We start from the raw sequence: 23,532 nt of genomic DNA, 5'->3' as shown, positions 1-23,532 counted from the left end.
CGCCGGCCGCGGCGCGGGGGGCCGGACCCGGCCGCCTCCGCTCGCGCCGCGCCCACGCCCACCGCCCGACGGTCGGGACGTGGCCGTTCCCGTCTGCGCACGCGTCCGCGCGCCACTAGTCCCTGTGGCCACCGTCGAAACGGTACACAGAGCGGAGGCCGAGTCGCTGCAACCCCGACGAACCGGGCGTGCCGCGACACGTGCGGCGGCACGTGCCGATCAGACCTCCAGCACCACGGGAAGGATCATGGGGCGGCGCCGGTAGTGCTCGTTCACCCAGCGGCCAACGGTGCGCCGCACGAGCTGCTGCAGCGCCGCCGAGTCGTTCATCCCGGTGCGCATGGCGTCGGCGAGTACGTCGGAGATCTGCTTCGCGACCGCGTCGAAGGTGGTGGGCGAGTCACTGAAGCCGCGGGCGGACAGGTCCGGCCCGACGACGACCTTGCCCGCCGCGGCATCCACCACCACCGTGATCGTGATGAACCCCTCCTCGCCAAGGATGCGGCGATCCTTCAGGCTCGGCTCCCCGACATCGCCGACCGCGGCGCCATCCACGTAGACGTAGCCGCACGGGACCACCCCGGTGATCCTGGCCCGGCCGTCGAGCAGGTCGATGACCATGCCGTCCTCGGCAAGCACGACATGGTCGGCGGGAACGCCGGTGGCCTCGGCGAGCTTTGCGTGCGCACGCAGATGCCGCCATTCCCCGTGTACCGGCATGACGTTGGACGGGCGGGTGGCGTTCAGGACGTACAGCAGCTCGCCGGCCGGCGCGTGGCCGGAGGTGTGCACCTTCGCGACACCCTTGTGGACGACCTTGGCGCCATGCCGGGTCAGGCCGTTGATGACCCGGAAGACCGCGTTCTCGTTGCCGGGGATGAGGCTGGAGGCGAGCACGACCGTGTCGCCGGCCTCGATCCGGATCTGGTGGTCGCGGTTGGCCATCCTCGAGAGCGCCGACAGCGGCTCACCCTGCGAGCCGGTCGAGATCAGGCAGATGTTGCGGTCCGGCAGCGAGTCGACGTCGCGGGCGTCCACGACGAGGCCCGGCGGGATCCGCAGCAGGCCCAGGTCCCGGGCGACACCCATGTTGCGCACCATCGAACGCCCGACGAAGCACACGGAGCGCCCGTGCGCCTCGGCGGCGTCAAGCACCTGCTGGACCCGGTGCACATGGCTCGCGAAGCAGGCGACGATGATCCGCTTCGTGGCGTCCCGGAAGACCCCGTCGAGCACGGGCGCGATCTCCCGCTCGGAGGTGACGAACCCGGGCACCTCGGCGTTCGTCGAGTCGGACAGCAGCAGGTCCACGCCCTCCCGGCCGAGGCGGGCGAATCCGCCAAGGTCGGTCAGGCGGCCGTCCAGGGGCAGCTGGTCCATCTTGAAGTCGCCGGTGTGCAGCACGAGGCCCGCCTCGGTGCGGATGGCGACGGCGACCGCGTCCGGGATCGAGTGGTTGACCGCGAAGAACTCGCATTCGAACGGCCCGTAGACGCGGCGTTCCTCTTCTCGGATCTCCTGCGTGACCGCCTTGATCCGGTGCTCGCTGAGCTTGGCGGCGAGCAGCGCCAAGGTGAGCCGGGTACCGATGATGGGGATGTCTCGGCGCTCCCGCAGCAGGTAGGGAACGGCGCCGATGTGATCCTCGTGGGCGTGGGTGAGGATCAGCGCGTCGATGTCGTCGAGCCGGTCCCGGATCGCGGTGAAGTCCGGGAGGATCAGGTCGACTCCGGGCTGGAAGTCCTCGGGGAACAGCACGCCGCAGTCCACGATCAAAAGGCGGCCGGAGTGCTCGAAGACGGTCATGTTCCGGCCGATCTCGCCGACACCCCCGAGCGGGATGATGCGCAGGCCGTCGGCCCGCAGCGGCGGCGGGGGACCGTAGTCAGGGTGCGGGTGGCTCATGCGGACTCTCCCGCGGCGAGGACGGCGAACCGGTGGCCGCTTAGTTGGTCGGAGGCAAGGGTGATGTCCAGGCCGGGCACGGCGGCGAGGTCGGCGCACAGCCGGGCGACCTCGCCCGGGGTCGCATCGACCAGCGGCAGACGGACCGGGCCGGCCGGCAGGCCTGCCGCCGTCAGCGCCGCCTTCGCGAGGATCACCCCCTGGTTACGGAAGATGCCTTCGAAGGCCGGCAGCAGCGCCTTGTGCAGCGCCCGGGCGTGCGCGGCGTCACCGGCAGCGAAGGATTCGATCATGGTACGAATGGCGCGGGTTGCCACGTGCGACACGACGCTGACCACCCCGCAGCCCCCGATGGCCAGCAGGGGCAGGGTGAGCGCGTCGGTGCCGCAGTAGTAGGCCAGGTCGCTGTGCGCGCACACTCGGGACGAGGCGGACAGGTCGTCCTTGGCGTCCTTCACGGCGACGATGCGCGGATGCTCGGCCAGCCGCAGCAGCGTGTCGGACTCGACCGGCACGCCCGTGCGGCCCGGGATGTCATAGATCATGATGGGCAGATCGGTCGCGTCGGCGACGAGGGTGAAGTGCCGGGCCAGGCCCGCTTGGGGTGGCTTGCTGTAGTAGGGCGCCACGACGAGCAGGCCGTCTGCCCCAGCCGCCGCGGCGGCGCGGGCAAGCTCGACGGTGTGTGCGGTGTCGTTGGTGCCGACCCCGGCAAGGACCCTGGCACGCCCTTCTACGGCGTCCGCGACGACCCGGATCATGCGGGTCTTCTCGACGTCGCTGGTGGTCGGCGACTCGCCGGTGGTGCCGTTGACGACAAGCGCTTCGTTGCCCACCTCCACCAGATGTACCGCGAGCGCCGCGGCACCCGCCTCGTCCAGGGCACCATCCGCCCGGAACGGCGTGATCATCGCCGTGATCATGCGCCCGAACGGCGCCGGCGGCAACACTGACATACCGGTCACGCTAGAGCGCACCTCCGACAATCGTCTCTCCTGGCCGGCTCACACCGCACGGCCCACCGAACCGCATCCACCCGATTCCACCAGTCCGCGCGACGCCCGGCCGGCCCATCGTCCGTCGTGCCGGCCGCGCCGGCCATACCGGCGGGGGCACCCGCGGCGCATGGCCGCCCGCACATGGACCCACACCGGCACAACGAACCGGTTGGACGGCCCGCGGACCGACGGCGACGAGGACGTAACGACAACGGCCGACACGGCGCACCTCACTGCGCGCGAACGGACCCCCCGGTCACCCGACCGGACAAGCGCGACGCCGAGCCGGCTCCCCGCCCACCGTCACCCAGCATGTTGCGATCCAGACGCAGCCACAGTTCCCGGCGCCCGAGACGTACCAGCGACCGCAGCCCGCCAGCCCGCGGTGCGCCAAGCGCAACCCCCGGGCCGTAGTTCTTCGGCATCCGCCACCGTCCCGTCCGCCGCGCCAGAGCTTTCAGAGTACCGCCACGAAGCCGGTCGAGGACGGTGTCAACGGGTTATCCGGTTGGCGCGTGCCAGCCACCGGCCCGTGCCCCCGCCAGCATGGCCAGGGCGACCAGCAGCACGAGCAGGCCCGATTTGGCCGGGCCGAGCACCCAGGCCGCCAAACTGGAGCGCTCCCGCGTGAGCAGCAGCGTCGCCGCGAACGACGACGGCAGGGTGATTACGGCTACCGCGTCGGGAGAGAGCGTAACCGGCAGCGTCAGGAGAATCACCGTGAGTAGCATCAGTATACCGATCGCGGCGGTGACCCGTCCGACGTCGGCCGACACGCTCAGTCCCACCACCAGGCGGCATCGGGGCAGGCGACGCGCGTCCGTGGTGTAGAAGGCGAACACCTCCCGATTACGCTGCAGATCCTCGATGTAGGTGCGGGGCACCGGATCGCCGAACTGGTCGACCATGACGGGCGTGTCCAGCTCGATGGAGGTGTCGTCGGTGCCGATACTGACGTGGTAGCTGCCGGTGCCGCCCGAGTCGATGTCGATCAGTACGGCGGGATGCAACGGCGCGCGCCAGCGGGCCAGCCGTCTCACCGGGCCGGCACCGCTGGTGGGGGCGCTGTGGCCAGGAACGGTCCGCCCACGCGCCAGGATGGTCTTCAGCTCCTCGCTGGATTTGATCAGGAACGGTCGGTACGGATCGATGGTGACGGCCGCCAGCGCCTCCCAGCGCCGGCCGTATTCGGCGACGGTGGTCAGCACCGGTTCGGCGGGGGGGCCGGCGAGCACCAGGGCGTCGATCCAGACGGCGAAGGCATCGAGGTAGGCCTCGATCGCGTCCAGGTCCAGGCCGTCGGGGACGTCGGGGTCGCGCCAGAGCTCACCGACCGCGAGCAGCAGGGTGTCGGCGCTGCTCAGCGCGTCGAACGGCTCAGCGAGCGCGGTAGCCAGCACGCGTTCGGTGTCGGCGACGCGCTCGCCCCACCGCCGCAGCCGCGGCATCGGCACGGCGAGATCGGATCCACGGTCAAGGTAGATCGCGAGTGCCTCCAGGCGCAGCGGCCGGCCGGCGGGGGCGAGCAGGCTCGGATAGTTCCCGGACAGCCGACCAGGACGGAATCGGGAGATCGCGTCGACGACGCGGCGAGCCGGCATCCCCAGTGGCACCCCGGCGGCCTCGGCGAGCCGTGCGACCAGGTTGCCCTGCACGGCCACGGACGTCCCGTAGGGCATCAGGTGGGCATCGGATCCGCCCGGGCCAAGAAGGTCGAAGGCGACCAGGGCGCGCTTGGACAGCGTCGAGACCGGAACCAGAACCCCAACCTCAGCCGGCAGCCGGCCGGAGGTGTCCACCCGGGCGCCGTCGACGGTCGGGACGATCTCGGTGAGCACCGCGTCCAGCGGGCCCCAGTTGACCGAGCGAGAAAGCCGGCAGCGGTTGGCGGACAGCACAGTGAACTGATCGACCACCCGACGGCGCAGTCCCTGATAGCGCGCCGGCGGTGCGAGCAAGCTCATCGTGACCTCGTCGACGTCGGTGAGGTCGAGCACCGGCGCGTGCTCGGCATCGTCGCGCCGACGCCACCGCCAGGGCCAGCCACCGGCTGGCCAGCCCGCTGGGCCACCACCGCCCCCCGCTGCACCGCCCGGCAGTCCGGCCACGCATCAGGACATTACCGGACACACGGAGACCCCTCCACGGGACGCGGAGTCCGTTTTGCCCCTACAGGGCAACTGCCACGCCGCCGTTGGTGATGTTTTCCGTCCCGAGATCGCCGATCTCAGGGCTCGCCGGTCACCGAGAGCACCGGTCGCCACGCTGGGCCGTCATGACGGAAACCGGACGTCACGACATCATGGTCGACTACCGCGACCGGGCGACTGTGCCACCGTCGCCCGCCTCGCCCAGCAGGGCTCGGACCTCGCGGGCGATCTCGAGGTCCTCCCGGGCGGTGAGAACAAGCGTGCGCACCGCCGCCCCCTCGGCGCTGATCTCGCGGTCCGCCGCGGCGCCGGGCAGCGCACCGAATCGCGCACCTCGCGCCGGGCCGACCGCACCCACCCTGGCGGCCTTGCGATCGGGGTCGTTGCGATCGGGGTCGATGGCCACGCCGAGATACCCGAGGCTCGCCGCGGTCCGGGCCCGCACGGTGGCGGAGTTCTCGCCGACTCCGCCGGTGAACACCAGGGCGTCCAGGCCGCCGAGCGCCGCGGTCATCGCGGCGATCTGCCCGCGCAGCCGGTGCAGATAGACATCGAGGGCGAGCACGCAGTCCGGATCGCCGCCCACGGCGCCAGCCTCGACGGCACGCATGTCGCCGGTTCCGGCCAGGCCTCGCAGGCCCGCATCGTGGACGAGCAGATCGGACAGCTCGGCCGCGCCAAGCCCGGCCTCGGTCTGCAACCAGAGCAGCGCCCCGGGGTCGACGCTGCCCGAGCGGCTGGCCATCACCAGGCCATCGAGCGGGGTGAAACCCATCGTGGTGTCGATGGACACCGCGTCCAGAACCGCGGCGAGCGAGGCGCCCGCGCCCAGATGGCAGGTGACGATCCGCCGAGCGCCGGTGATCTGCGCGGCCCGGCGCGCGGCGTGGGCGTGGGACAGGCCGTGGAAGCCGTATCGGCGGATGCCGTGATGCTCACGCAGGCGAGGCGGCAGCGCGTAGGTGGACGCGGCTGCCGGCAGGGAGTGGTGGAACGCGGTGTCGAAACAGGCGATCTGGACGGCACCCGGCAGGGCTGACCGGGCAACGCCGAGGGCGGCGAGTGCCACCGGCTGGTGCAGCGGCGCGAGCGCCGTGAGCTCCCGCAGCAGGTCGGCCACCTCGTCGTCCACTCGAACCGGTCCGGCGAACCGGGTGCCACCGTGGACGACCCGGTGCCCCACGACCAGCGACGCCTCGCCGACGCCGGCCGCCGTGGCGCGGGCGGCTAGCTCGCGCAGGGCCGCGTCCAGGGCCCGCGGGTCGGCCCGGCCGGACGGCGCGTCCAGGTCGCGACCATCGAGCAGAACGTCGTCCGGACCAACCAGACGGAGCTTGAGGCTGGAGGACCCGGCGTTCACCACCAGAACCGCCACGCCACGGACAACGGGCGCACCAGCCGAGGCCTGCCTGCCGGGCGAGGCCTGCCCACCACCGCGGGACGACTCGCCGCTGACGGCTCAGCCCTCGCCGACGAGCGGGCTGGAGGCGACCTGGGTGCCGTCGTCGAGAGTGGAGATCCGGAAGTCGGCAAAGACGTTCGGGGCGATGGCCTGCAGCTCCCGAAGAATCGTGACCGCGAGGCCGCGGATCTCCACGTCGGCGTGCTCGCTGGCCCGCATCGCGATGAAATGCCGCCAGGCCCGGTAGTTGCCGGTCACGACGATCCGGGTCTCGGTCGCGTTCGGCAGGACCGAGCGGGCGGCCTGCCGGGCCTGCTTTCGCCGCGACGTCGGCGCCGACACGTCGGCGAAGTGCTTCTCCAGCCCTTCCAGCAGCTCGTTGTAGGCGGCCAGCGACGCGGCGGTGGCCTGGTGGAACAGCGTGTGCAGCGCGGGGTCGGCGGCGACCACCTCGGGTTCCACGACCGCCGCGTCCCGCTCGGGGACGTAGCGCTGGGACAGCTGACTGTAGGAGAAGTGCCGGTGGCGGACCAGCTCGTGGGTGAGGCTGCGTGACACGCCGGTGACGTAGAGGGTGGCGGTGCCGTGCTCGAGGACCGAGAGATGCCCGACATCAAGGATGTGGCGCAGGTATCCGGCATTCGTGGCGGTCGCCGGGTTCGGCTTGTTCCAGCTCTGATAGCAGGCCCGGCCGGCGAACTCGGCGAGCGCCTGGCCGCCGTCCGCGTCGGTGCTCCATGGCACGTCCGGCGGCGGGAGGAACTCCGTCCTCGCGATCACCTGCACCCGCACGCGGGCCGACGTGGGTGCGGCGGGCTGCTCCGGAGCCTGCCCGGGCACCGGTTCGACTGCCGGCTGCGACACTGCCACCTCCATCCGTCCCGCGACCCGCGATCGGGCGCGGACTGCCACCACGGTAGACGGACCACGCCAGACCGAACACGGCAGCCGCCGAAGCCGCCGACGATCGGACACCATACGGCGCACCTCGCGAGGCCCCCGCGCACGGACCCCGTACCCAGCGGATCGCCATGGGTCGCGAACCGCCGTAACCGGCCGAGCGCCCGACAATTCCGGCGGCAGTCCGGCGGCAGTCCGGCGGCAGTCCGGCAAGAGGCCAAGCCGACCAGCAATCCGCCGACCAGCTGCGCAATCGCCCAACCCGGCCGGTGTCGGCATCCACTTACCCGTCCGGTCACGCGATCGACGCGCGACGGTTGGGCGCCCGGCAGCACGTGGTACACCGGAGATGGACGCCTCGCCGCACCCCAAACGGCAAGGGGTTCGCGCCGCCCGCACCCGCGGTACGGCCCGGTCTGGCCGGGGGTCTCCGCCCCCGTCAATCCCCGGCCGCCGGGCCCGCCCATGGCGGGCGACCCTCCCGCGATGGCGCGGCGGCCCGCCCGCCGCGCGCATCCGGGCCCGCTCGTGGATGTCGCTGGAGACCGCCATCAGACGTTTGCCTCGATCGCGGTCAGGTCCGTGGCGGCGGCGTCCAGGCGGCGGGATCGGCGGCGGTCTGGGCGCCGGTGGCCATGTCCTTCACCTCATGCGCGCGGCCATCGTCAAAGGGCGGGAACCAGACGAAGCCGATGCCCTTACGAGCGGCATACTTCACCTGTTTAGCCAGCTTGTCGGCCTGGTGGTAGGTCTCCACCCGCAGGCCTCGCCCGCGCAGCTCGGTCGAGGTCGCCAGGGCCACCGCGCGACGGTCCGTGGACGGGACGACGACGAGCACGTCGGCGGGGCTCGCCGCGCCGACGGGTAGCAGCCCCTCGGCGAGCAGCTTGGCGAAGATGCGGGTGAGGCCGATCGAGATGCCGACGCCGGGCAGACTGCGACGGATGAACGAGCCGGCGAGGTTCTCGTACCGGCCACCGGAGCAGATACTGCCGAAGTCGGGCCAGTCGACGAACTTCGCCTCGTAGACCGTGCCGGTGTAGTAGTCGAGCCCGCGAGCGATCGACAGGTCGGCGACGACGCTGCCGGCGGGCAGGTCGGCGAGGTCGTCGAGCACGGCGGCGAGCTCGTCGAGACCCTCGTCCAGCAGATCCGACTTCACCCCGAGCCGGCGGACCTCGTCGACGACCCCGGCACCGGACGCCCGGATCGCGGCCAGGTCCAGGCAGGCCCGCACCTGATCGGCGTCCAGTCCTGCCTGGGCGGCCAGCAGCTCCCCGACCCCGGCCGCGCCGATCTTGTCCATCCGGTCGGCGACGCGGATCACGGCGAGCGGGTCGGCAACCTCCAAGCCCTCGTAAAAGCCCTGCAGCACCTTGCGGTTGTTGATGTTGAGGGTCCACGGTGGGACGCCCAGCGTCGTGAGCACCTCGTACACGATTCGGGGTAGTTCGGCATCGAAGTGCAGGGGCACCTTGTCGATGTTGATGACATCGATGTCACACTGGGTGAACTCGCGGAACCGGCCGTCCTGCGGCCGCTCGCCCCGCCAGACCCGCTGCATCTGGTAACGCTTGAACGGGAAGACGAGCTCGTTGAAGTGCGCTGCGACGTAGCGGGCAAACGGCACCGTCAGGTCGAAGTGCAGCCCGAGCCTGGCGCTGTCGTCGTCCGCGTCCGCCTGCAGCCGGCGCAGCGTGTAGACCTCCTGCGAGGTCTCGCCCTTGGCCGCGAGCACGTCGAGGGCCTCGACCGACGGCGTCTCCACCGAGCAGAACCCGTATCGCTCGAAGGTCTGGCGGATCGTGTCCAGCCAGCGCTGCTCGACAACACGTACCTCGGGCAGCCACTCCGGAAAGCCACTGATCGGCAGTGGGCGGACGATCGGCGCGTCACTCATCGCCGCAACGTTCTCCTCGCTTGTCGTCCTGGTCGCCTGCCACCCTCGCCAGCCCTGCCATCCTCGCCAGCCCAGCCACCCTCGCCAGCCCAGCGGCCGTCGGACAGGCAGCCCGCTGGCCGCGGGGCGGATCGGTGTCCCACACCGGCACGGCGGCAGACCATTCACGTACCCTACCCGTGAATATCCACATCCATGGGAATCCTGGATCCAGGTTTCTGGACCGGCCAACCGGCGGCCCGGGCCCAGCGGATCAGGCCGGACCAGGTGGGTTCAGGATCTCCGGGCCACCCGCTGCTCGACCTCGCCAGCCAGCGAGGCCCCGGCGGCCGCCGGGGCGGTCACCCGGGCCGGCGTCGGCACCGGCCACTGCGCCGGGACGCCGGTGGGGATCACCCCGGTCGGTCGTCCGGGGGCGAGGTAGACCCAGCCGGACTGGCGCCAGCGGTCGCTGTCCAGGGCGTGCCGGGCATCGATGACCACCCGGCGACGCATGAGGGGGCCGAGCCGGGCGGGATCGAGCTCGGCGAACTGGCGCCATTCGGTGAGCAGCACGACCGCGTCCGCCCCGGCGACGACGCTGTCGTCGACCTGCTCGCTGTAGGTCACCGTGGGCAGGGCGCGCCGGGCGTTGTGCGTCGCGACCGGGTCCACCACGGTCACCTCCGCACCGGTGCGGGCCAGCAGGTCGGCAACGGCCAGCGCCGGCGAGTCGCGGACGTCGTCGGAGTTCGGCTTGAACGCGGCGCCGAGCACCAGCAGCCGGCGGTGGGCGAGCGTGCCATCGAGCGCGGCCGCGACCAGGTCGACGACCCGGTCGCGGCGGCGGTTGTTGATCTCATCGATCTCGCGCAGGAAGCGCAGTGCCACGCCCACACCGAGCTCGTCCGCGCGGGCCTGGAAGGCGCGGATGTCCTTGGGCAGGCATCCGCCGCCGAACCCAACGCCGGGGCGCAGGAAGTTTCCGCCGATGCGCACGTCGTGGGACAGCGCCTCGGCCAAGGTGAGTACGTCGGCATCGACCGCCTCGCACACCTCGGCCATGGCGTTGATGAACGAGATCTTGGTCGCCAGGAACGAGTTCGCCGCGGTCTTGACGAGCTCGGCGGTGGCATAGTCGGTCACGATCACCGGGACGCCCTGGGCGATCACCGGGGCGAACGCGGCCCGCAGCGCGCCTTCGGCGGCGGGCGAGGCCACGCCGAAGACCAGCCGGTCCGGACGCAGCGTGTCGGCGACGGCGAAGCCCTCCCGCAGGAACTCCGGGTTCCATGCCAGCTGAACACCACCGAGCTCAGCGGCCGCGCTGGCGGCACCGTTCGCCGGGCCATGCGTGCCGCCGGACGCCGTGCCGTTCGCGTGATTGGCCGGGGCGAGGCGGGCGAGGGTGCGAGCGATACCGGCAGCGGTGCCGGCGGGCACGGTCGACTTGCCGACCACCAGACAGGGGTGGGCGAGCAGGGGGGCCAGCCGCTCGATCGCGGCGCTCAGATGGCTGAGGTCGGCGCCATAGCCGTCGGCCCGTTGCGGGGTGCCGACGCAGACGAAGTGCACGTCGCCGAACTCGGCGATCTCCTCGAAGGAGGTGGTGAACCGCAGCCGGCCGGTGGCCAGGTTCGACCGCAGCAGTTCGGCGAGGTCGGGCTCGAAGAACGGGATCTCGCCCGCGGACAACCGCTCGATCTTCGACTGGTCGACGTCCACCGCCAGCACCTCGAAACCCAGCTCGGCCATGCAGACCGCGTGGGTGGCGCCGAGATATCCGGTTCCGATGACCGTCAGGCGCGGCCGGGGCTCGGAGCCCGGCGCCTCCGCGTGGCTGTCCGGCGTGCTCATCAGGCTCCCTCGTCGTTATGTTCGGCGGGGCTGCCGCCCCTGACCGGGTCGTCGTACCCTGATGGGTTGATGCGCTGGAACTCCCAGGCGTCCCGGCACATCTGCGCGACGTCGCGCTGCGCGGTCCAACCGAGGCTCTGGTGGGCGAAGGACGCGTCGGCCACGAGGGCGGCGACGTCCCCGGCCCGGCGCGGCAGGACGCGGTGCGGCAGCTCGCGTCCACAGGCCGCGGCGAAGGCCGCGATCAGCTCGAGCACCGATGTGCCCTGGCCGGTGCCCAGGTTGATGACCCGGTGCCCGGCCGCATCGCCGAGGTGGTCGAGCGCGAGGCGATGCCCCGCGGCCAGGTCGACGACGTGGATGTAGTCGCGGATACCGGTCCCGTCGGGCGTCGGGTAGTCGTCTCCGAAGACCGACAGTTCGGGCCGCCGGCCCACCGCCACCTGGGCGATGTAGGGCATGAGGTTGTTCGGAACGCCCCGCGGGTCCTCGCCGAGCAGGCCCGAGGGATGCGCGCCGACCGGGTTGAAGTAACGCAGCGAGGTGATGTGCCAGCGCGGGTCGCGGACGCAGACATCGGCGAGAATCTGCTCGCACATCCACTTGGTGCGCGAGTACGGGTTCGTCGGACGGGCCGGTGTGTCCTCGGTGATCGGAACCCGGTCGACCGTGCCGTAGATGGCGCAGGACGAGGAGAAGACCAGCTCACGCACGCCGCGCTCGTCCATCACGCTGACGAGCTCGAGGGTCGCGCCCACATTCGCGCGGTAGTACTCCAGCGGCATCTCGACCGATTCCCCCACCGCCTTACGAGCGGCGAAGTGCACCACGGCGTCGATCGGCCAACGGCGGAACACCTCGTCCAGGGCGGCTCGGTCCCGCACGTCGAGCTGGACGAACTCAAACTCGCGATCCGCAATCTTGCGGATGCGCTCGAGCACCCGCGGCGAGGAGTTGAGAAAGTTGTCGACACCGATCACCCGGTGACCGGCGTCCAGCAGCTCCACACAGGTGTGGGAGCCGATGAATCCCGTGGCCCCGGTCACCAGGACGGTGCTGGCGGTCCGCGTCGACGTCATCGTCGCGCCCCTTTCCTCGACACCGCCGGCATCCTCACCGCCGGCACCCTGTCGGCCGGCGCACGGCCAAGCGGAACCGGGACAACATAGCTCCCAGGTCTCGGGTCGACCCACCGGGGAATCGCAGCGGTGTGAGCCACCTGCCTGGTGTTCACCCGGAGGTCAGCCGACGGCCTGGCGACGCTCGGAGAGCTGCCCGGCGAACCAGGCGATGGTGCGGGTCAGGCCCTCGTGCAGGTCCGTCTTCGGCTCCCAGCCGAGCAGGGTGCGGGCCAGGGTGATGTCCGGCTGGCGCACCGAGGGATCATCGGTCGGGCGCGGGACGAAGGTGATCGGCGCGGACGAGCCGCACAGTTCACGCACGAGCATCGCGGTCTCGAGGATCGACAGCTCGTGCGGATTGCCGATGTTCACCGGACCGGGCAGGTCGGAGTGCAGCAGACGGAGGATCCCGTCGATCAGGTCGTCGACGTAGCAGATCGACCGGGTCTGTGATCCGTCACCGGCGACGGTGATCGGTTCCCCGCGCAGTGCCTGGGAAACGAACGCCGGGATCGCCCGGCCGTCGTCCACCCGCATGCGCGGGCCATAGGTGTTGAAGATCCGCACGATCGCCGTATCCACGCCGTGCTTTCGGTGGTAGGCCATCGTGACCGCCTCGGCGAAGCGCTTCGCCTCGTCGTAGACGCTGCGCGGGCCGACCGGGTTCACGTTTCCCCAGTACGTTTCGGGCTGGGGATTGACCTGCGGGTCGCCGTACGACTCCGACGTCGACGCGAGCAGGAATCTCGCGTTCTTCTCCCGGGCCAGGCCGAGAGCATGGAAGGTACCGAGCGAACCGACCTTGAGCGTCTCGATCGGCAACTCGTAGTAATCCACCGGAGATGCTGGCGACGCAAAGTGCAGGACCACATCTACCGCACCGGAAACATGGATGAAATCGGTAACATCCCGGTTGACAAGCCGGAAACCCGGATTGGCGAGCAGATGATCAACGTTCCCCGGCCGGCCCGTGACGAAGTTGTCGAAGCAGACAACCTCGTAGCCGTCGCCGAGCAGTCGCTCGCAGAGGTGACTGCCAAGGAAGCCGGCTCCGCCGGTGACTATCGCACGCACGTGAGGTGCTCCCGGAGCTGAATCAGGCAGGACGCAGACAGATGCTCTTCGACGGCCGGGCCGACGAACCGTGACGCCGACCGCTCACCCACCAACCAGGCGTGACCACGGCGGCCTGGCGTCGCTGCGCCTGCGCCTGTCACGACACGGACCGGAAAGCCGGATGCCAGATCATCCGCAATCGACCGGAAGGAGCAGACGCCGTGGCCGCTCGATGGGTGCCGTCAGACCGGCCGGTCCCGACCAGGGGAATCCTTCCCGACCTTTGCCGCACGACCACCCCCATGGTTCGACCAGATCGGCCCGACCGACCTCTTTGGGCATGGTACACAGGCCGTGAGCAGCTTCAGCGGACCCCTCCCCATACGTCAGAGCGATGCCGGGAAATCCCATGCGCACCGCCCGGGGCCGCCTGCCGCCGGCGATCGGCCACGGATCAATGATGAACGGAGCGAACAGAGACGCTGGCGCAGGCAATCCGCCCGACCGGCGACGGCGGCAACCCGGACCAATCCGGAAACTCCAGTGACACCTGCAATCGACGTGATCATTCTCACCTCGAATTCTCCGGTCGGCCTTCGACGGCATCTGTTCAGGGTGTCAGCCGTTCCCGGCACCCCCGTTCCCCGCGGCAACGGGGTTCCCTATGTCAGCTCCCCCGCCCGGACGCGGCGGGCGATGCCGGGAGCCGCAGCCGGGCGCCCGCGGTGGTCGCGACCACCAGGCGTCCCGCCAGCCGGGTGGCGCAGAACACGGCGACATGCAGCGGTCGCTCGGCCGGCAGGGCGACACCGCCGTCGATGTCGTAGCGGGCGTTGGTCACCTTCCGCAGGAACGCGTCGGCGTCGGCCGCCGAGCGGGGCGCCTCACCTGTCCGGGCTACCACCATCACCTCGGTGCATCCCGCCGGCCAGGCCCAGCGCAGCCGGTCGGCCTCGAATCTCAGCCCGACCGGCGCGGGCAGGGCATCGGCCACGTTCCCGGGTGATGTCGCGGGGTCGGCTGCCCCGGTGACCGGCGAAGCCGCAGGGCCTGGTGCGACCGCGGTGGCTGGTGTGCCAGGAGGCGACCCCGCCGCCACGCCGTGTTCAGAGGCGAGCGTCCGGACGACGGCCCGCGCGCGTGGCAGGTCGAGACCGTCCGCGCGGGCCTCGGCGACGAGTTCGGCCGCCACGGCCGGCAGCAGGGTGTCCTCGACGAGCACGGCGGCGGCGACCCGCGGGCGCAGGCGGGCGGTGGTCTCGGCGGCCAGCGCGTCCAGGTAGGCCTGTGGGTCGCCGTCGACCAGCAGAGCGCCGACCGCGGTCAGCAGGTCGTCGACCAGGGCACGGCGGCGATCCGGACGCCGGGCCCGGTTTCGGGCCACCGCCGCGTCCCGCCTGGCGCGGATCTGCTCCTTCGGGGTGTCGGGGGGCACGCCGAGCAGATCGAACAGGCTGCGCGGGGGTGCGGCCGCGGCAATGCGGCCAAGCTCGTCGAGGCCGGAGCGAATCTGGCGCAGGACCGCAGGTGGGATCGGCGCGCTTCGCGCGGCTTTCGCACCTGGTCGCGCCGTGGCGACCGGCAGGACGCGGTGGCGGCGGATCCGGGCGTCGAACGCGGCCGCCTCGATGCCCTCGGTCGCGGCCCACGCCCGCAGACCCTCGATCCGATCGCCGGGCAGGCCGCCGAAGCGGGCCACCAGCCGGTGCGCCGCCGCGTCGAGGGCGGCGAAGCGCTCGTCGTCGCGTTGGGCGCGGGCGGCGGCCACCCGATCACGTAACGCACGCCGACCAGCATGGTCGGCGAGTGCCGCGGCGAGTTCGGTGTGCCGGTCGAGCAGCCCGATGATCACGCCCCGGTAACGGGGATGGTCCCGGCTGCGCTGCCAGAACGCCCAGACCTCGGCGATGCGGAGCCGGACCTGGCCGTCGTCGAGCGCGTCGACGACGGCCAGGGGAATGTCGTAGATCTCGAACGGATCGCTGTGTTCGGCACCGCCACGGCGATGCACCTCGGCGAGCACTCGGCGGCGGTAGTCGTCCGGATCGAACCCGGGCAGGCCAGCGGCGGGCATGGCGCGGTCAGACCCAGGGACCCGGCGCGCCGAACGCGTCCGGATCATCCGGTGGGTTCGGCGCGTCCGGATGATCGGACCCGTGAGGCTGGTCAGGCGCGGCGGCCCGTTCCCGGCGGGCCCGGGCCACCTGCTGGCGCTCACGGGCGACGTCGGCCTGGCTCAGCGCCGCTGACGTCTCGACCCGGACGGTGAGCGGCCGCTCGGCCAAGCCCTCGTGCGCCGCGGTGACCTCGAGGATGCCGTCGAATCCCATCCGGAAGAGGATGTGGATCTGCGAGCCGGCCGGATACCCGGGCGGGATGCCGGTGATCTCCGCCTCGGCGATCAGCTTGTTGTCCTCGAGCCGGCGGGACTCGACACCACCGGCCTGCTCGACCACGGAGACGGTGACCGCCTCCTGGTCGTCGCGCACCGTCCCGAACGAACGGCGGACGGCAATCGGCAGTCGGTCGTTGCGATGCACCAGGAACACCGCGTTCCGCTCGCCGAACCGGTCCAGCGCGAGCACTCCGAACCCGCGGGAGACCACGCCCGCGACCTGCACCTCAACCGTGCGCCGCACCCGGGAGGCCGGCTGACCGAGCGCGTCGGCGAGGCGGCGGCAGGCCGCGTCCAGATCGGCGGGAGCGGCGGCGTCGACTCCGGCGCCGTCGACGAGCTGGCCCCGGGTGACCAGATCGGCGAGCACCAGCCGCTCGAGCGCCTTCTTCTCGCCGTAGATCGCCGCACCGCGGGCCACCGCGAGGTCCGGGTCGGTGAGCTCCACCGGTACGCCGAACTCGGCAGCCAGGCGTCGGGCGACCGCCGGCATCCGGGAGGCCCCGCCGACCAGCAGGATCCGGTCGATGTGAGACACCCCACGGGCGAACGCGGCGTCGCGGGCGGACCGGGTCAGCGCGAGGGTGCGCTCGAGCAGCCCGGCGGTGAGCTCCTCGAGCGCTGCCCGGGTCAGGAGCACCTCGGTACGCCGGCCGGCGTGCTCGACGACGACGCTCGTCTCCTCGGCGTCGGTCAGCTCCCGGCGGGCCCGCTCGGCGGCGAGTAGCAGCGCCTGCGCGGCCTGCCCGGAGTCCAGCGGATCCGCGGCGCCCGGATGCTCGGCGAGGAAGCGGTCACCGAGCAGCACCACGAGCTTCTCGTCCCAGTCGGCCCCGCCGAGCTGATGGTCCCCGTCGACGGCGACGACCGACACCCGGCGGCCGGCGAGCTCCACGACCGTCACGTCGAACGTGCCGCCGCCCAGGTCGTAGACGAGCGCCACCTCCTCGGACGCTGTGCCCGGTCCGCCCAGGGTGCGCCGAGCACCGATCTCGAAGCGGGCAAAACCGTAGGACAGCGCGGCCGCCGTCGGCTCGTTGATGACGTCGATGACGTTCAGCCCGGCGTACTCGCCGGCGAGCACCGTCGCGCGGCGTTCCTCATCGCCGAAGTAGGCGGGCACGGTGATCACGACGTCGCGGACCGGTTCGCCGGTCGCCAGTGCCGCGTCCGAGACCAGCGCCTTGAGGATCAGCCCGCTGACCGCCGGCGCCGACCAGGCCGCACCCTGGGTGACGAACCGCCAGTCGCCGTCGCCCATCCGCCGCTTCACCAGGGAGCAGACGTCGTCGGGCCGGGCGCGGGCGAGCTCGCGGGCCGGCTGCCCGGTGACGTAGTCGTCCGCGCCGAGGAACAGCACCACGCTCGGCAGCGTCTGCGCCTGCCCGGCCAGCGGCACGATCCGCGGCTCCCCGGAGTCGGCGACCCGGGCCAGGCAGCTGAACGTGGTGCCGAGATCGATGCCGTAGACGCTGTGCGTGCTTGCCGCCGAGCGGCGGTCCAGGTGTCCGACCACACCCGGAACCTATCTTTTGTCGGCCATCCGTCGATCGTGATGGCGTGGTGCCGACACCCGGGCCGAGGAGGAGGCGACCCAGGCCGCGCAGGCAGCCGGACAGTACGCCGCCAGCGGCCGGCTCAGCCGAGGTCGAGCAGGTGTTCCAGGCCGACGGTCAGGCCCGGCCGGTCGACGATCTGGCGCACGGCCAGCAGCACGCCGGGCATGAACGACGTCCGATCGTAGGAGTCGTGGCGCAGGGTGAGGGTCTCGCCGACACCGCCGAGCAGCACCTCCTGGTGGGCGACGAGGCCGGCCAGGCGCACGGCATGCACCGGCACCCCATCCACCCGGGCGCCACGAGCGCCCTCCAGCGCCGTGGCCGTGGCATCCGGGCCGCCCGGCTCGCGGCCGGCGGCGCGCCGGGCCTGCGCGACCAGCTCCGCGGTGCGCCGGGCCGTCCCGCTCGGAGCGTCGACCTTGTTCGGGTGATGCAGCTCCACGATCTCCACCGAGTCGAAGAACCGGGCCGCCCGGGCCGCGAAGGTCATCATGAGCACGGCCGCGACGCCGAAGTTCGGCGCGAGGAAAACACCGACCTTGGGCGCCGAGGCCAGCCAGCCACGCACGGTGGCCAGCCGGGCCTCGTCGAAGCCGGTCGTGCCGACGACGACGTGCCGACCGGCCTCGACACACCAGCGGATGTTGTCGAGCACCGCGTCCGGCGTGGTGAAGTCGACGACCACGTCGGCGGCGCGCAGCGGGCCCCGGTCGTCCCCGGCGCCGACGGCCGCGACCAGGTCCAGGTCCGGCGCGCCCTCGACGGCCGCGCACACCGTGCTCCCCATTCGGCCCCGAGCGCCGAGCACTCCGACCGCCAGCCGCTCGCTCATCCCCGCCCCATCCCGTCTGTCCGCCGAAACCCCACCGGAACCCACCGAAGCCGTCGTGCCCTCGACGTCCTAACGGGCGACGGTGGCGCTGAAATCGTGGTCGTCGAACGGCCCGATGACGCCCAGGGCCCAGGGCTGCGCCACGAGGGTCGCCGCGATCTCGCGCACGTCGTCGAGGCTGACCGCGTCCACCCGCGCGATGATCTCGTCCACGGACAGCAACTCCCCGTGCACGAGCTCGCTCTTGCCGAGCCGGCTCATCCGCGAACCGGTGTCCTCCAGGCCCAGCAGCAACGAGCCGTGGCTCTGCCCCCGGGCGCGGTCAAGCTCCTCGGCACTGATCCCGCGCTCGGCGATCGCGCGTACCTGCTCCCGGGCGATCGTCAGCACCTCGTCGGCGCGCCGCGGGGCGCAGCCGGCGTAGACACCGAACAGCCCGGCGTCGGCGAAGTGCGAGGTGAACGAGTACACCGAGTAGGCGAGCCCACGCTTCTCCCGGACCTCCTGGAACAGCCGGGAGCTCATCCCACCGCCCAGCGCCGTCGTGAGCACCCCGAGGGCGAACCGGCGCGGGTCGTGCCGGGACAGGCCCACCGTGCCGAGCACCAGGTTCGCCTGCTCGGTCGGCCGTTCGGAGACCACGATCCCCGGCGCCGGCGGATAGGCGTACTGCCCGCCACGCACCGACTGCGGTACGCCGGGCAGGCCAAGCCGCCCGCCGAAGGCCTCCGCGACGAGCGTGAGGGCGCGTTCGTGCTCCAGGTTCCCGGCCACCGAGACGACCATCGCCGACGGGAGGTACCGGGAGCGGTAGTAGTCCGCGATCGTCTCCCGGCCGAGCCCCTCGATTGACTCGATCGTGCCGAGCACGGGCCGACCGAGCGCCGAGGAGCCGAGCATGGCCTCGGCGAACACGTCGTGGACGACATCGCCCGGGTCGTCCTCGTGCATGGCGATCTCCTCGAGGATCACGCCACGTTCGGCCTCGACGTCGTCGGCGGTGACCAGAGAGCCCGTGACCATGTCGGCGACGACATCGACGGCCATCGCCAGATCGGAGTCGAGCACCCGCGCGTAGTAGCAGGTGTACTCCTTGCCGGTGAAGGCGTTCAGGTCACCGCCGACCGCCTCCACGGACGCGCTGATGGTCAGCGCGTCCCGCTTCGCCGTTCCCTTGAACAGCAGATGCTCAAGGTAGTGCGAGCAGCCCGCGGTCACCGGCGTCTCGTCGCGTGAGCCGACGCCCACCCAGACGCCGATCGCGGCCGAGCGCACGCCCGGGACCTGCTCGGTGATCACCCGCAGGCCGCTGGGCAGCACCGTGCGCCGCACGGTGCCGTCCAGCAGCGACTCGCTGCCCGTCCCACTGGTGAGCAGGCGGGATGGGGCCAGGTCGGGGGTCGGCATGTCACTCACGGCGCGGCCGTCAGGAACTCGTCGCCGCGTCCGCGGCCTCGGCCTCGGCGCTCGGGCTGAGCGAGATCTTGCCCCGGTTGTCAATCTCGGTGATCTCCACCTGGAGCTTCTGCCCCACGGTGAGCACGTCCTCGACCTTCTCCACGCGCTTGCCGCCGGAGAGCGTCTTGAGCTTGGAGACGTGCAGCAGGCCGTCCCGGCCAGGCGTGAGCGAGACGAACGCACCGAAGTTCGTGATCTTGACGATCGTGCCGAGGTAGCGCTCACCCACCTCGGGCATCTGCGGGTTCGCGATCGCATTGATCGCCGAGCGGGCGGACTCCGCCGACGGGCCGTCCACGGCGCCGATGTAGATCGTGCCGTCGTCCTCGACCGTGATCTCGGCGCCGCTGTCCGCCTGAATCTGGTTGATCATCTTGCCCTTGGGCCCGATCACCTCGCCGATCTTGTCGACCGGGATCTTCACCGAGATGACCCGCGGGGCGTGCGCGGACATCTCGTCCGGGCTGCCGATCGCCTCCGCCATGACCTCGAGGATCGTCAGCCGGGCACCACGGGCCTGCTGCAGCGCGGCGGCCAGCACCGAGGCGGGGATGCCGTCGAGCTTGGTGTCGAGCTGCAGCGCGGTGACGAAGTCGCGGGTGCCGGCGACCTTGAAGTCCATGTCGCCGTAGGCATCCTCGGCACCGAGGATGTCGGTCAGCGTGACGTAGGCGCCATCGGCGTGGATGAGCCCCATCGCGATGCCGGCAACCGGAGCCTTGAGCGGAACCCCGGCGTTGAGCAGCGAGAGCGTGCTCGCGCAGACCGAGCCCATCGAGGTGGAACCGTTGGAGCTCAGCGCCTCGGAGACCTGGCGGATCGCGTAGGGGAACTCCTCGCGGCTGGGCAGCACCGGCAACAACGCCCGCTCGGCTAGCGCGCCGTGGCCGATCTCGCGACGCTTCGGCGAGCCGACCCGGCCGGTCTCCCCGGTGGAGTACGGCGGGAAGTTGTAGTTGTGCATGTACCGCTTGGTGCGGTCGGGGTTGAGCGTGTCGACGGTCTGCTCCATGCGCAGCATCGCCAGCGTCGTCACGCCGAGGATCTGCGTCTCGCCCCGCTCGAACAGCGCCGAGCCGTGCACCCGCGGGATGTAGTCGACCTCGGCGGACAGCGCCCGGATCTCGGCCGTCGACCGCCCGTCGATGCGCACACCCTCGGTGACGATCCGGGAACGCACCAGCTTCTTCGTCAGCGCCCGATACGCCGGGCCGATCTCCTTCTCCCGCCCCTCGAACTGGGCGGCGACCTTCTCCAGAGCCAGCCCCCGGACCCGGTCGAGTTCGGTCTCCCGCTCGGCCTTGCCGGCGATCCGCAGCGCCGCGGACAGCTCATCGCCGACCGCGGCGGACAGCGCCTCGAGCACGTCGTCGTGATGGTCGATGAAGACCGGGAACTCGCGCGCGGCCTTGCCCGCCGCCGCGGCCAGCTCACTCTGCGCCCGACACAGCTCGCGGATGGCGGGCTTGGCGGCCTCCAGACCCGCGGCGACGACCTCCTCGGTGGGCGCGGGCGCGCCACCGGCGATCAGCTCCACCGTGCCCGGCGTCGCCTCCGCCTCCACCATCATGATCGCCACATCCGAGCCGTCCTCGACGACCCGGCCGGCGACGACCATGTCGAAGGTCGCCCGGGCGAGCTCCCCGTGGGTCGGGAAGGCGATCCACTCACCGTCGACGTAGCCGACCCGGGTGGCGCCGATCGGCCCGGTGAACGGCAGGCCCGACAGCGTGGTCGACGCGCTGGCGGCATTGATCGCGACCACGTCGTAGAGCGTGTCGGGGTCCAGGGCGAGCACGGTCGCGACAACCTGGATCTCGTTACGCAGCCCCTTGGCGAACGAGGGTCGCAGCGGCCGGTCGATGAGCCTGCAGGTGAGGATCGCGTCCTCACTGGGCCGTCCCTCGCGGCGGAAGAACGAGCCGGGGATCCGCCCGGCGGCGTACATCCGCTCCTCGACGTCCACCGTCAGCGGGAAGAAGTCGAGCTGCTCCTTCGGCTGCTTACTGACCGTCGTCGCGGACAGCACCATCGTGTCGCCCAGGTAGGCGACGGCGGAACCGGCGGCCTGCCTGGCCAGCCGTCCGGTCTCGAAACGCACCGTGCGGGTTCCGGCCGGGGTCGCGATGACCGCCTCAGCCGCATGTGTCGAGTCATCCACTCGAACTACTCCATCCTCGTCGTCGGCCGGGTCCACGCAGCCGATCATGTGTTCCGGCCGAGTCCGCGTCCCGAGGATGCCGGTGCTCAGTCGAAGCCCCCGGGAGCGCGAGCGAAGCACGCTCCCGGCAACCACGACCGAGGACCGGCGGATCTCGCCGCCGCGGGCTCGGTCAGGTCCTTACGTCTCGCCGACGGTCCCCCGCCGGCGGATGACACATCGGGTACCTCTGGTACCTACCCCCCGATGCGTCCCCCCGATGCGTCAGAGGGAGCGGCCCCGCGGGGCCGCTCCCTCTGGGCGCTACCTACCGACGTAGCCCGAGTCGCTCGATCAGGGCTCGGTATCGGCCGATGTCCGTCTTTGCCAGGTAATTCAGCAGCCGGCGCCGACGTCCGACCAGCAGGAGCAGGCCGCGGCGGCTGTGATGGTCGTGCTTGTGCACCTTGAGGTGCTCGGTCAGGTCGCTGATTCGCCTGGTCAGCATCGCGACCTGGACCTCCGGCGAGCCGGTGTCCCGCTCGACGGTGGCATAGTCGGACATGATCTTCTGTTTGACGTCGCTCGCGAGCGGCACGATCCACCCTCTCCTTCAGCTTCGGGACGGCGCGCGCCCGGGGTCTGCCTCACCCGGACCGAGTGCCGGTCCGCGGCCTGATCGCCGCTGAATCCGGACACGCCGCACCCGCCTGGTCCCGAAGCCTATCAACCGACGGGGAACCGCCCGGCCACCGGCCATCCCCACGCCACCTGCGGGTCGTCCCCGCACGCGCAGCTCACGGCGCCATAGCTCACATCCGGTACGGCTTTCTCCCCGCCGCGCCCACCGTCAGCCCCGGCACCGGCCCTGCCGCGCCGCGGCCCTGGCCCTGGCCCTACACGGCAAGGGTCACCGCCCGAGTCCTCTCGACGTCGGCCGCCATCTGGATGACCAGCTCGTCCACGGACTCGAAGCGCAGCGTCGGGCGAAGGCGATGGGTGAACTCGTAGGCCATGTACGCGCCGTACAGATCGCCGTCGAAGTCGAGCAGGAACGCCTCCACCCGCCGCTCCCGGCCCGCGAAGGTCGGATTCGTGCCGATGGAGATCGCCGCCGGCTGACGGCGGCCCGCCCAGCAGGCGAATCCGGCGTACACCCCGTCGGCGGGCACCGCGGCCCAGGGGGTGACCTCGACGTTCGCCGTCGGGTAGCCGATCGTGCGGCCGCGAGCGTCACCGTGGACAACGACGCCCTCGACCCGGTGCGGGCGGCCGAGCGCCGCCTCGGCCGCCTCGACGTCACCGTCCGCGACCCTGCGACGGATCTCCGTCGACGACAGCACCTGGGCCCCCGCCCGGACGAGGCGCACCCCGTCGACCTCGAACCCCGCTGCCGCCCCATCGGCGGCGAGCGTGGCGAGCGACCCGGCGGCCCGGTGGCCGTAGGTGAAGTTCTCCCCGACCACGACGACGCTCGCCCGCAACTGCCGCAGCAGGATCTCGCGCACGAAGTCCGTCGCTGACACCTGGCTGAACTCGGTCGTGAACGGCTGGACACACAGCGCGTCGACACCGATCGCCGCGAGCAGCTCCGTCTTGTACCGCAGGGTCGTCAGCAGGGCGGGATGACTCCCGGGACGCAGCACCTCGCCGGGGTGCGGGTCGAAGGTCAGCGCGAGCGCCCGCTGGCCGCGCTCGTGGCCGCGGGCCACCGCCTGGCCGATGATCCGCCGATGGCCAAGGTGTACCCCGTCGAAGAAACCGATCGTGACCACCCCGCCGCTCCAGTCGGCAGGGGTGTTCTCGGCGCCTCGCCACGTATGCACGCAGGGAAGCCTAGGACATTGCCTCGATCCACGGTCCGGGCACACCCACCACGA

16 protein-coding genes are annotated in these 23,532 nt (G+C 71.6%); all 16 read right to left on the bottom strand.

The genetic code is table 11. The annotated features are described in order from the left end of the window. Nucleotides 1–219 precede the first annotated feature (219 nt). The 16 genes from MXD95_RS20250 to MXD95_RS20175 all read right to left on the bottom strand — a co-directional run bounded on the left by MXD95_RS20250 (nucleotide 220) and on the right by MXD95_RS20175 (nucleotide 23,478). Nucleotides 220–1,905: a ribonuclease J gene (locus MXD95_RS20250; RefSeq protein ID WP_250642244.1), complete on the bottom strand. Its 1,686-nt coding sequence runs from the start codon at nucleotides 1,903–1,905 to the stop codon at nucleotides 220–222. Further along, the gene (dapA, locus tag MXD95_RS20245; protein ID WP_250642250.1) at nucleotides 1,902–2,861 is read right to left on the bottom strand and encodes a 4-hydroxy-tetrahydrodipicolinate synthase; all 960 of its coding nucleotides are present in this window, start codon (nucleotides 2,859–2,861) and stop codon (nucleotides 1,902–1,904) included. The genes MXD95_RS20250 and dapA overlap by 4 nt, the downstream gene beginning before the upstream one ends. Before the next feature lie 542 nt (nucleotides 2,862–3,403). After that, nucleotides 3,404–4,867 (bottom strand): hypothetical protein, encoded by a 1,464-nt coding sequence (locus tag MXD95_RS20240; protein WP_250642249.1) that lies wholly within the window; start codon nucleotides 4,865–4,867, stop codon nucleotides 3,404–3,406. Nucleotides 4,868–5,213: 346 nt separating this feature from the next. After that, the gene (locus MXD95_RS20235) at nucleotides 5,214–6,413 is read right to left on the bottom strand and encodes an acetate/propionate family kinase (RefSeq protein WP_374122087.1); all 1,200 of its coding nucleotides are present in this window, start codon (nucleotides 6,411–6,413) and stop codon (nucleotides 5,214–5,216) included. Nucleotides 6,414–6,512: 99 nt separating this feature from the next. Continuing rightward, a complete protein-coding gene (gene thyX / locus MXD95_RS20230; RefSeq protein WP_250642242.1) occupies nucleotides 6,513–7,331 on the bottom strand; it encodes an FAD-dependent thymidylate synthase in 819 nt (272 codons plus the stop codon). 598 nt (nucleotides 7,332–7,929) lie between these two features. Then, entirely contained in the window at nucleotides 7,930–9,255 is a 1,326-nt protein-coding gene (gene hisS / locus MXD95_RS20225; RefSeq protein WP_250642241.1) for a histidine--tRNA ligase, read from the bottom strand. A 273-nt stretch (nucleotides 9,256–9,528) separates the two neighbouring features. After that, nucleotides 9,529–11,091, bottom strand: a complete 1,563-nt coding sequence (locus tag MXD95_RS20220) for a UDP-glucose dehydrogenase family protein (RefSeq protein ID WP_250642240.1) — start codon at nucleotides 11,089–11,091, stop codon at nucleotides 9,529–9,531. Then, nucleotides 11,091–12,170 (bottom strand): UDP-glucose 4-epimerase GalE, encoded by a 1,080-nt coding sequence (gene galE / locus MXD95_RS20215; RefSeq protein ID WP_250642239.1) that lies wholly within the window; start codon nucleotides 12,168–12,170, stop codon nucleotides 11,091–11,093. Before galE ends, MXD95_RS20220 begins: the two co-directional genes overlap by 1 nt. A gap of 162 nt (nucleotides 12,171–12,332) precedes the next feature. After that, entirely contained in the window at nucleotides 12,333–13,286 is a 954-nt protein-coding gene (locus MXD95_RS20210; RefSeq protein ID WP_250642238.1) for a UDP-glucuronic acid decarboxylase family protein, read from the bottom strand. A gap of 649 nt (nucleotides 13,287–13,935) precedes the next feature. Next, the gene (locus MXD95_RS20205) at nucleotides 13,936–15,342 is read right to left on the bottom strand and encodes a hypothetical protein (protein WP_308301536.1); all 1,407 of its coding nucleotides are present in this window, start codon (nucleotides 15,340–15,342) and stop codon (nucleotides 13,936–13,938) included. Nucleotides 15,343–15,349: 7 nt separating this feature from the next. Beyond that, the gene (locus tag MXD95_RS20200) at nucleotides 15,350–17,179 is read right to left on the bottom strand and encodes an Hsp70 family protein (protein WP_250642237.1); all 1,830 of its coding nucleotides are present in this window, start codon (nucleotides 17,177–17,179) and stop codon (nucleotides 15,350–15,352) included. A 122-nt stretch (nucleotides 17,180–17,301) separates the two neighbouring features. Next, nucleotides 17,302–18,054, bottom strand: a complete 753-nt coding sequence (gene dapB, locus MXD95_RS20195) for a 4-hydroxy-tetrahydrodipicolinate reductase (RefSeq protein ID WP_250642236.1) — start codon at nucleotides 18,052–18,054, stop codon at nucleotides 17,302–17,304. Between the two features lie 69 nt (nucleotides 18,055–18,123). Next, nucleotides 18,124–19,461 (bottom strand): M16 family metallopeptidase, encoded by a 1,338-nt coding sequence (locus MXD95_RS20190; RefSeq protein WP_250642248.1) that lies wholly within the window; start codon nucleotides 19,459–19,461, stop codon nucleotides 18,124–18,126. A 19-nt stretch (nucleotides 19,462–19,480) separates the two neighbouring features. Beyond that, nucleotides 19,481–21,673, bottom strand: coding sequence for a polyribonucleotide nucleotidyltransferase (locus tag MXD95_RS20185; RefSeq protein WP_250642235.1), 2,193 nt, complete (start codon nucleotides 21,671–21,673; stop codon nucleotides 19,481–19,483). A gap of 307 nt (nucleotides 21,674–21,980) precedes the next feature. Then, nucleotides 21,981–22,250 carry a 30S ribosomal protein S15 gene (gene rpsO / locus MXD95_RS20180; protein ID WP_250642234.1) on the bottom strand — a complete coding sequence of 90 codons (270 nt, stop codon included), beginning with the start codon at nucleotides 22,248–22,250 and terminating at the stop codon, nucleotides 21,981–21,983. Between the two features lie 298 nt (nucleotides 22,251–22,548). Next, complete coding sequence (locus MXD95_RS20175; protein WP_250642233.1) at nucleotides 22,549–23,478, bottom strand: bifunctional riboflavin kinase/FAD synthetase; 930 nt, start codon at nucleotides 23,476–23,478, stop codon at nucleotides 22,549–22,551. Nucleotides 23,479–23,532: the final 54 nt, after the last annotated feature.

The organism is Frankia sp. AiPa1, from assembly GCF_023243075.1.
Taxonomy (GTDB): Bacteria; Actinomycetota; Actinomycetes; order Frankiales; family Frankiaceae; genus Frankia.
The sequence above is the reverse complement of the archived record's forward strand: the minus strand, read 5'-3'. Positions and strand labels throughout refer to the sequence as shown.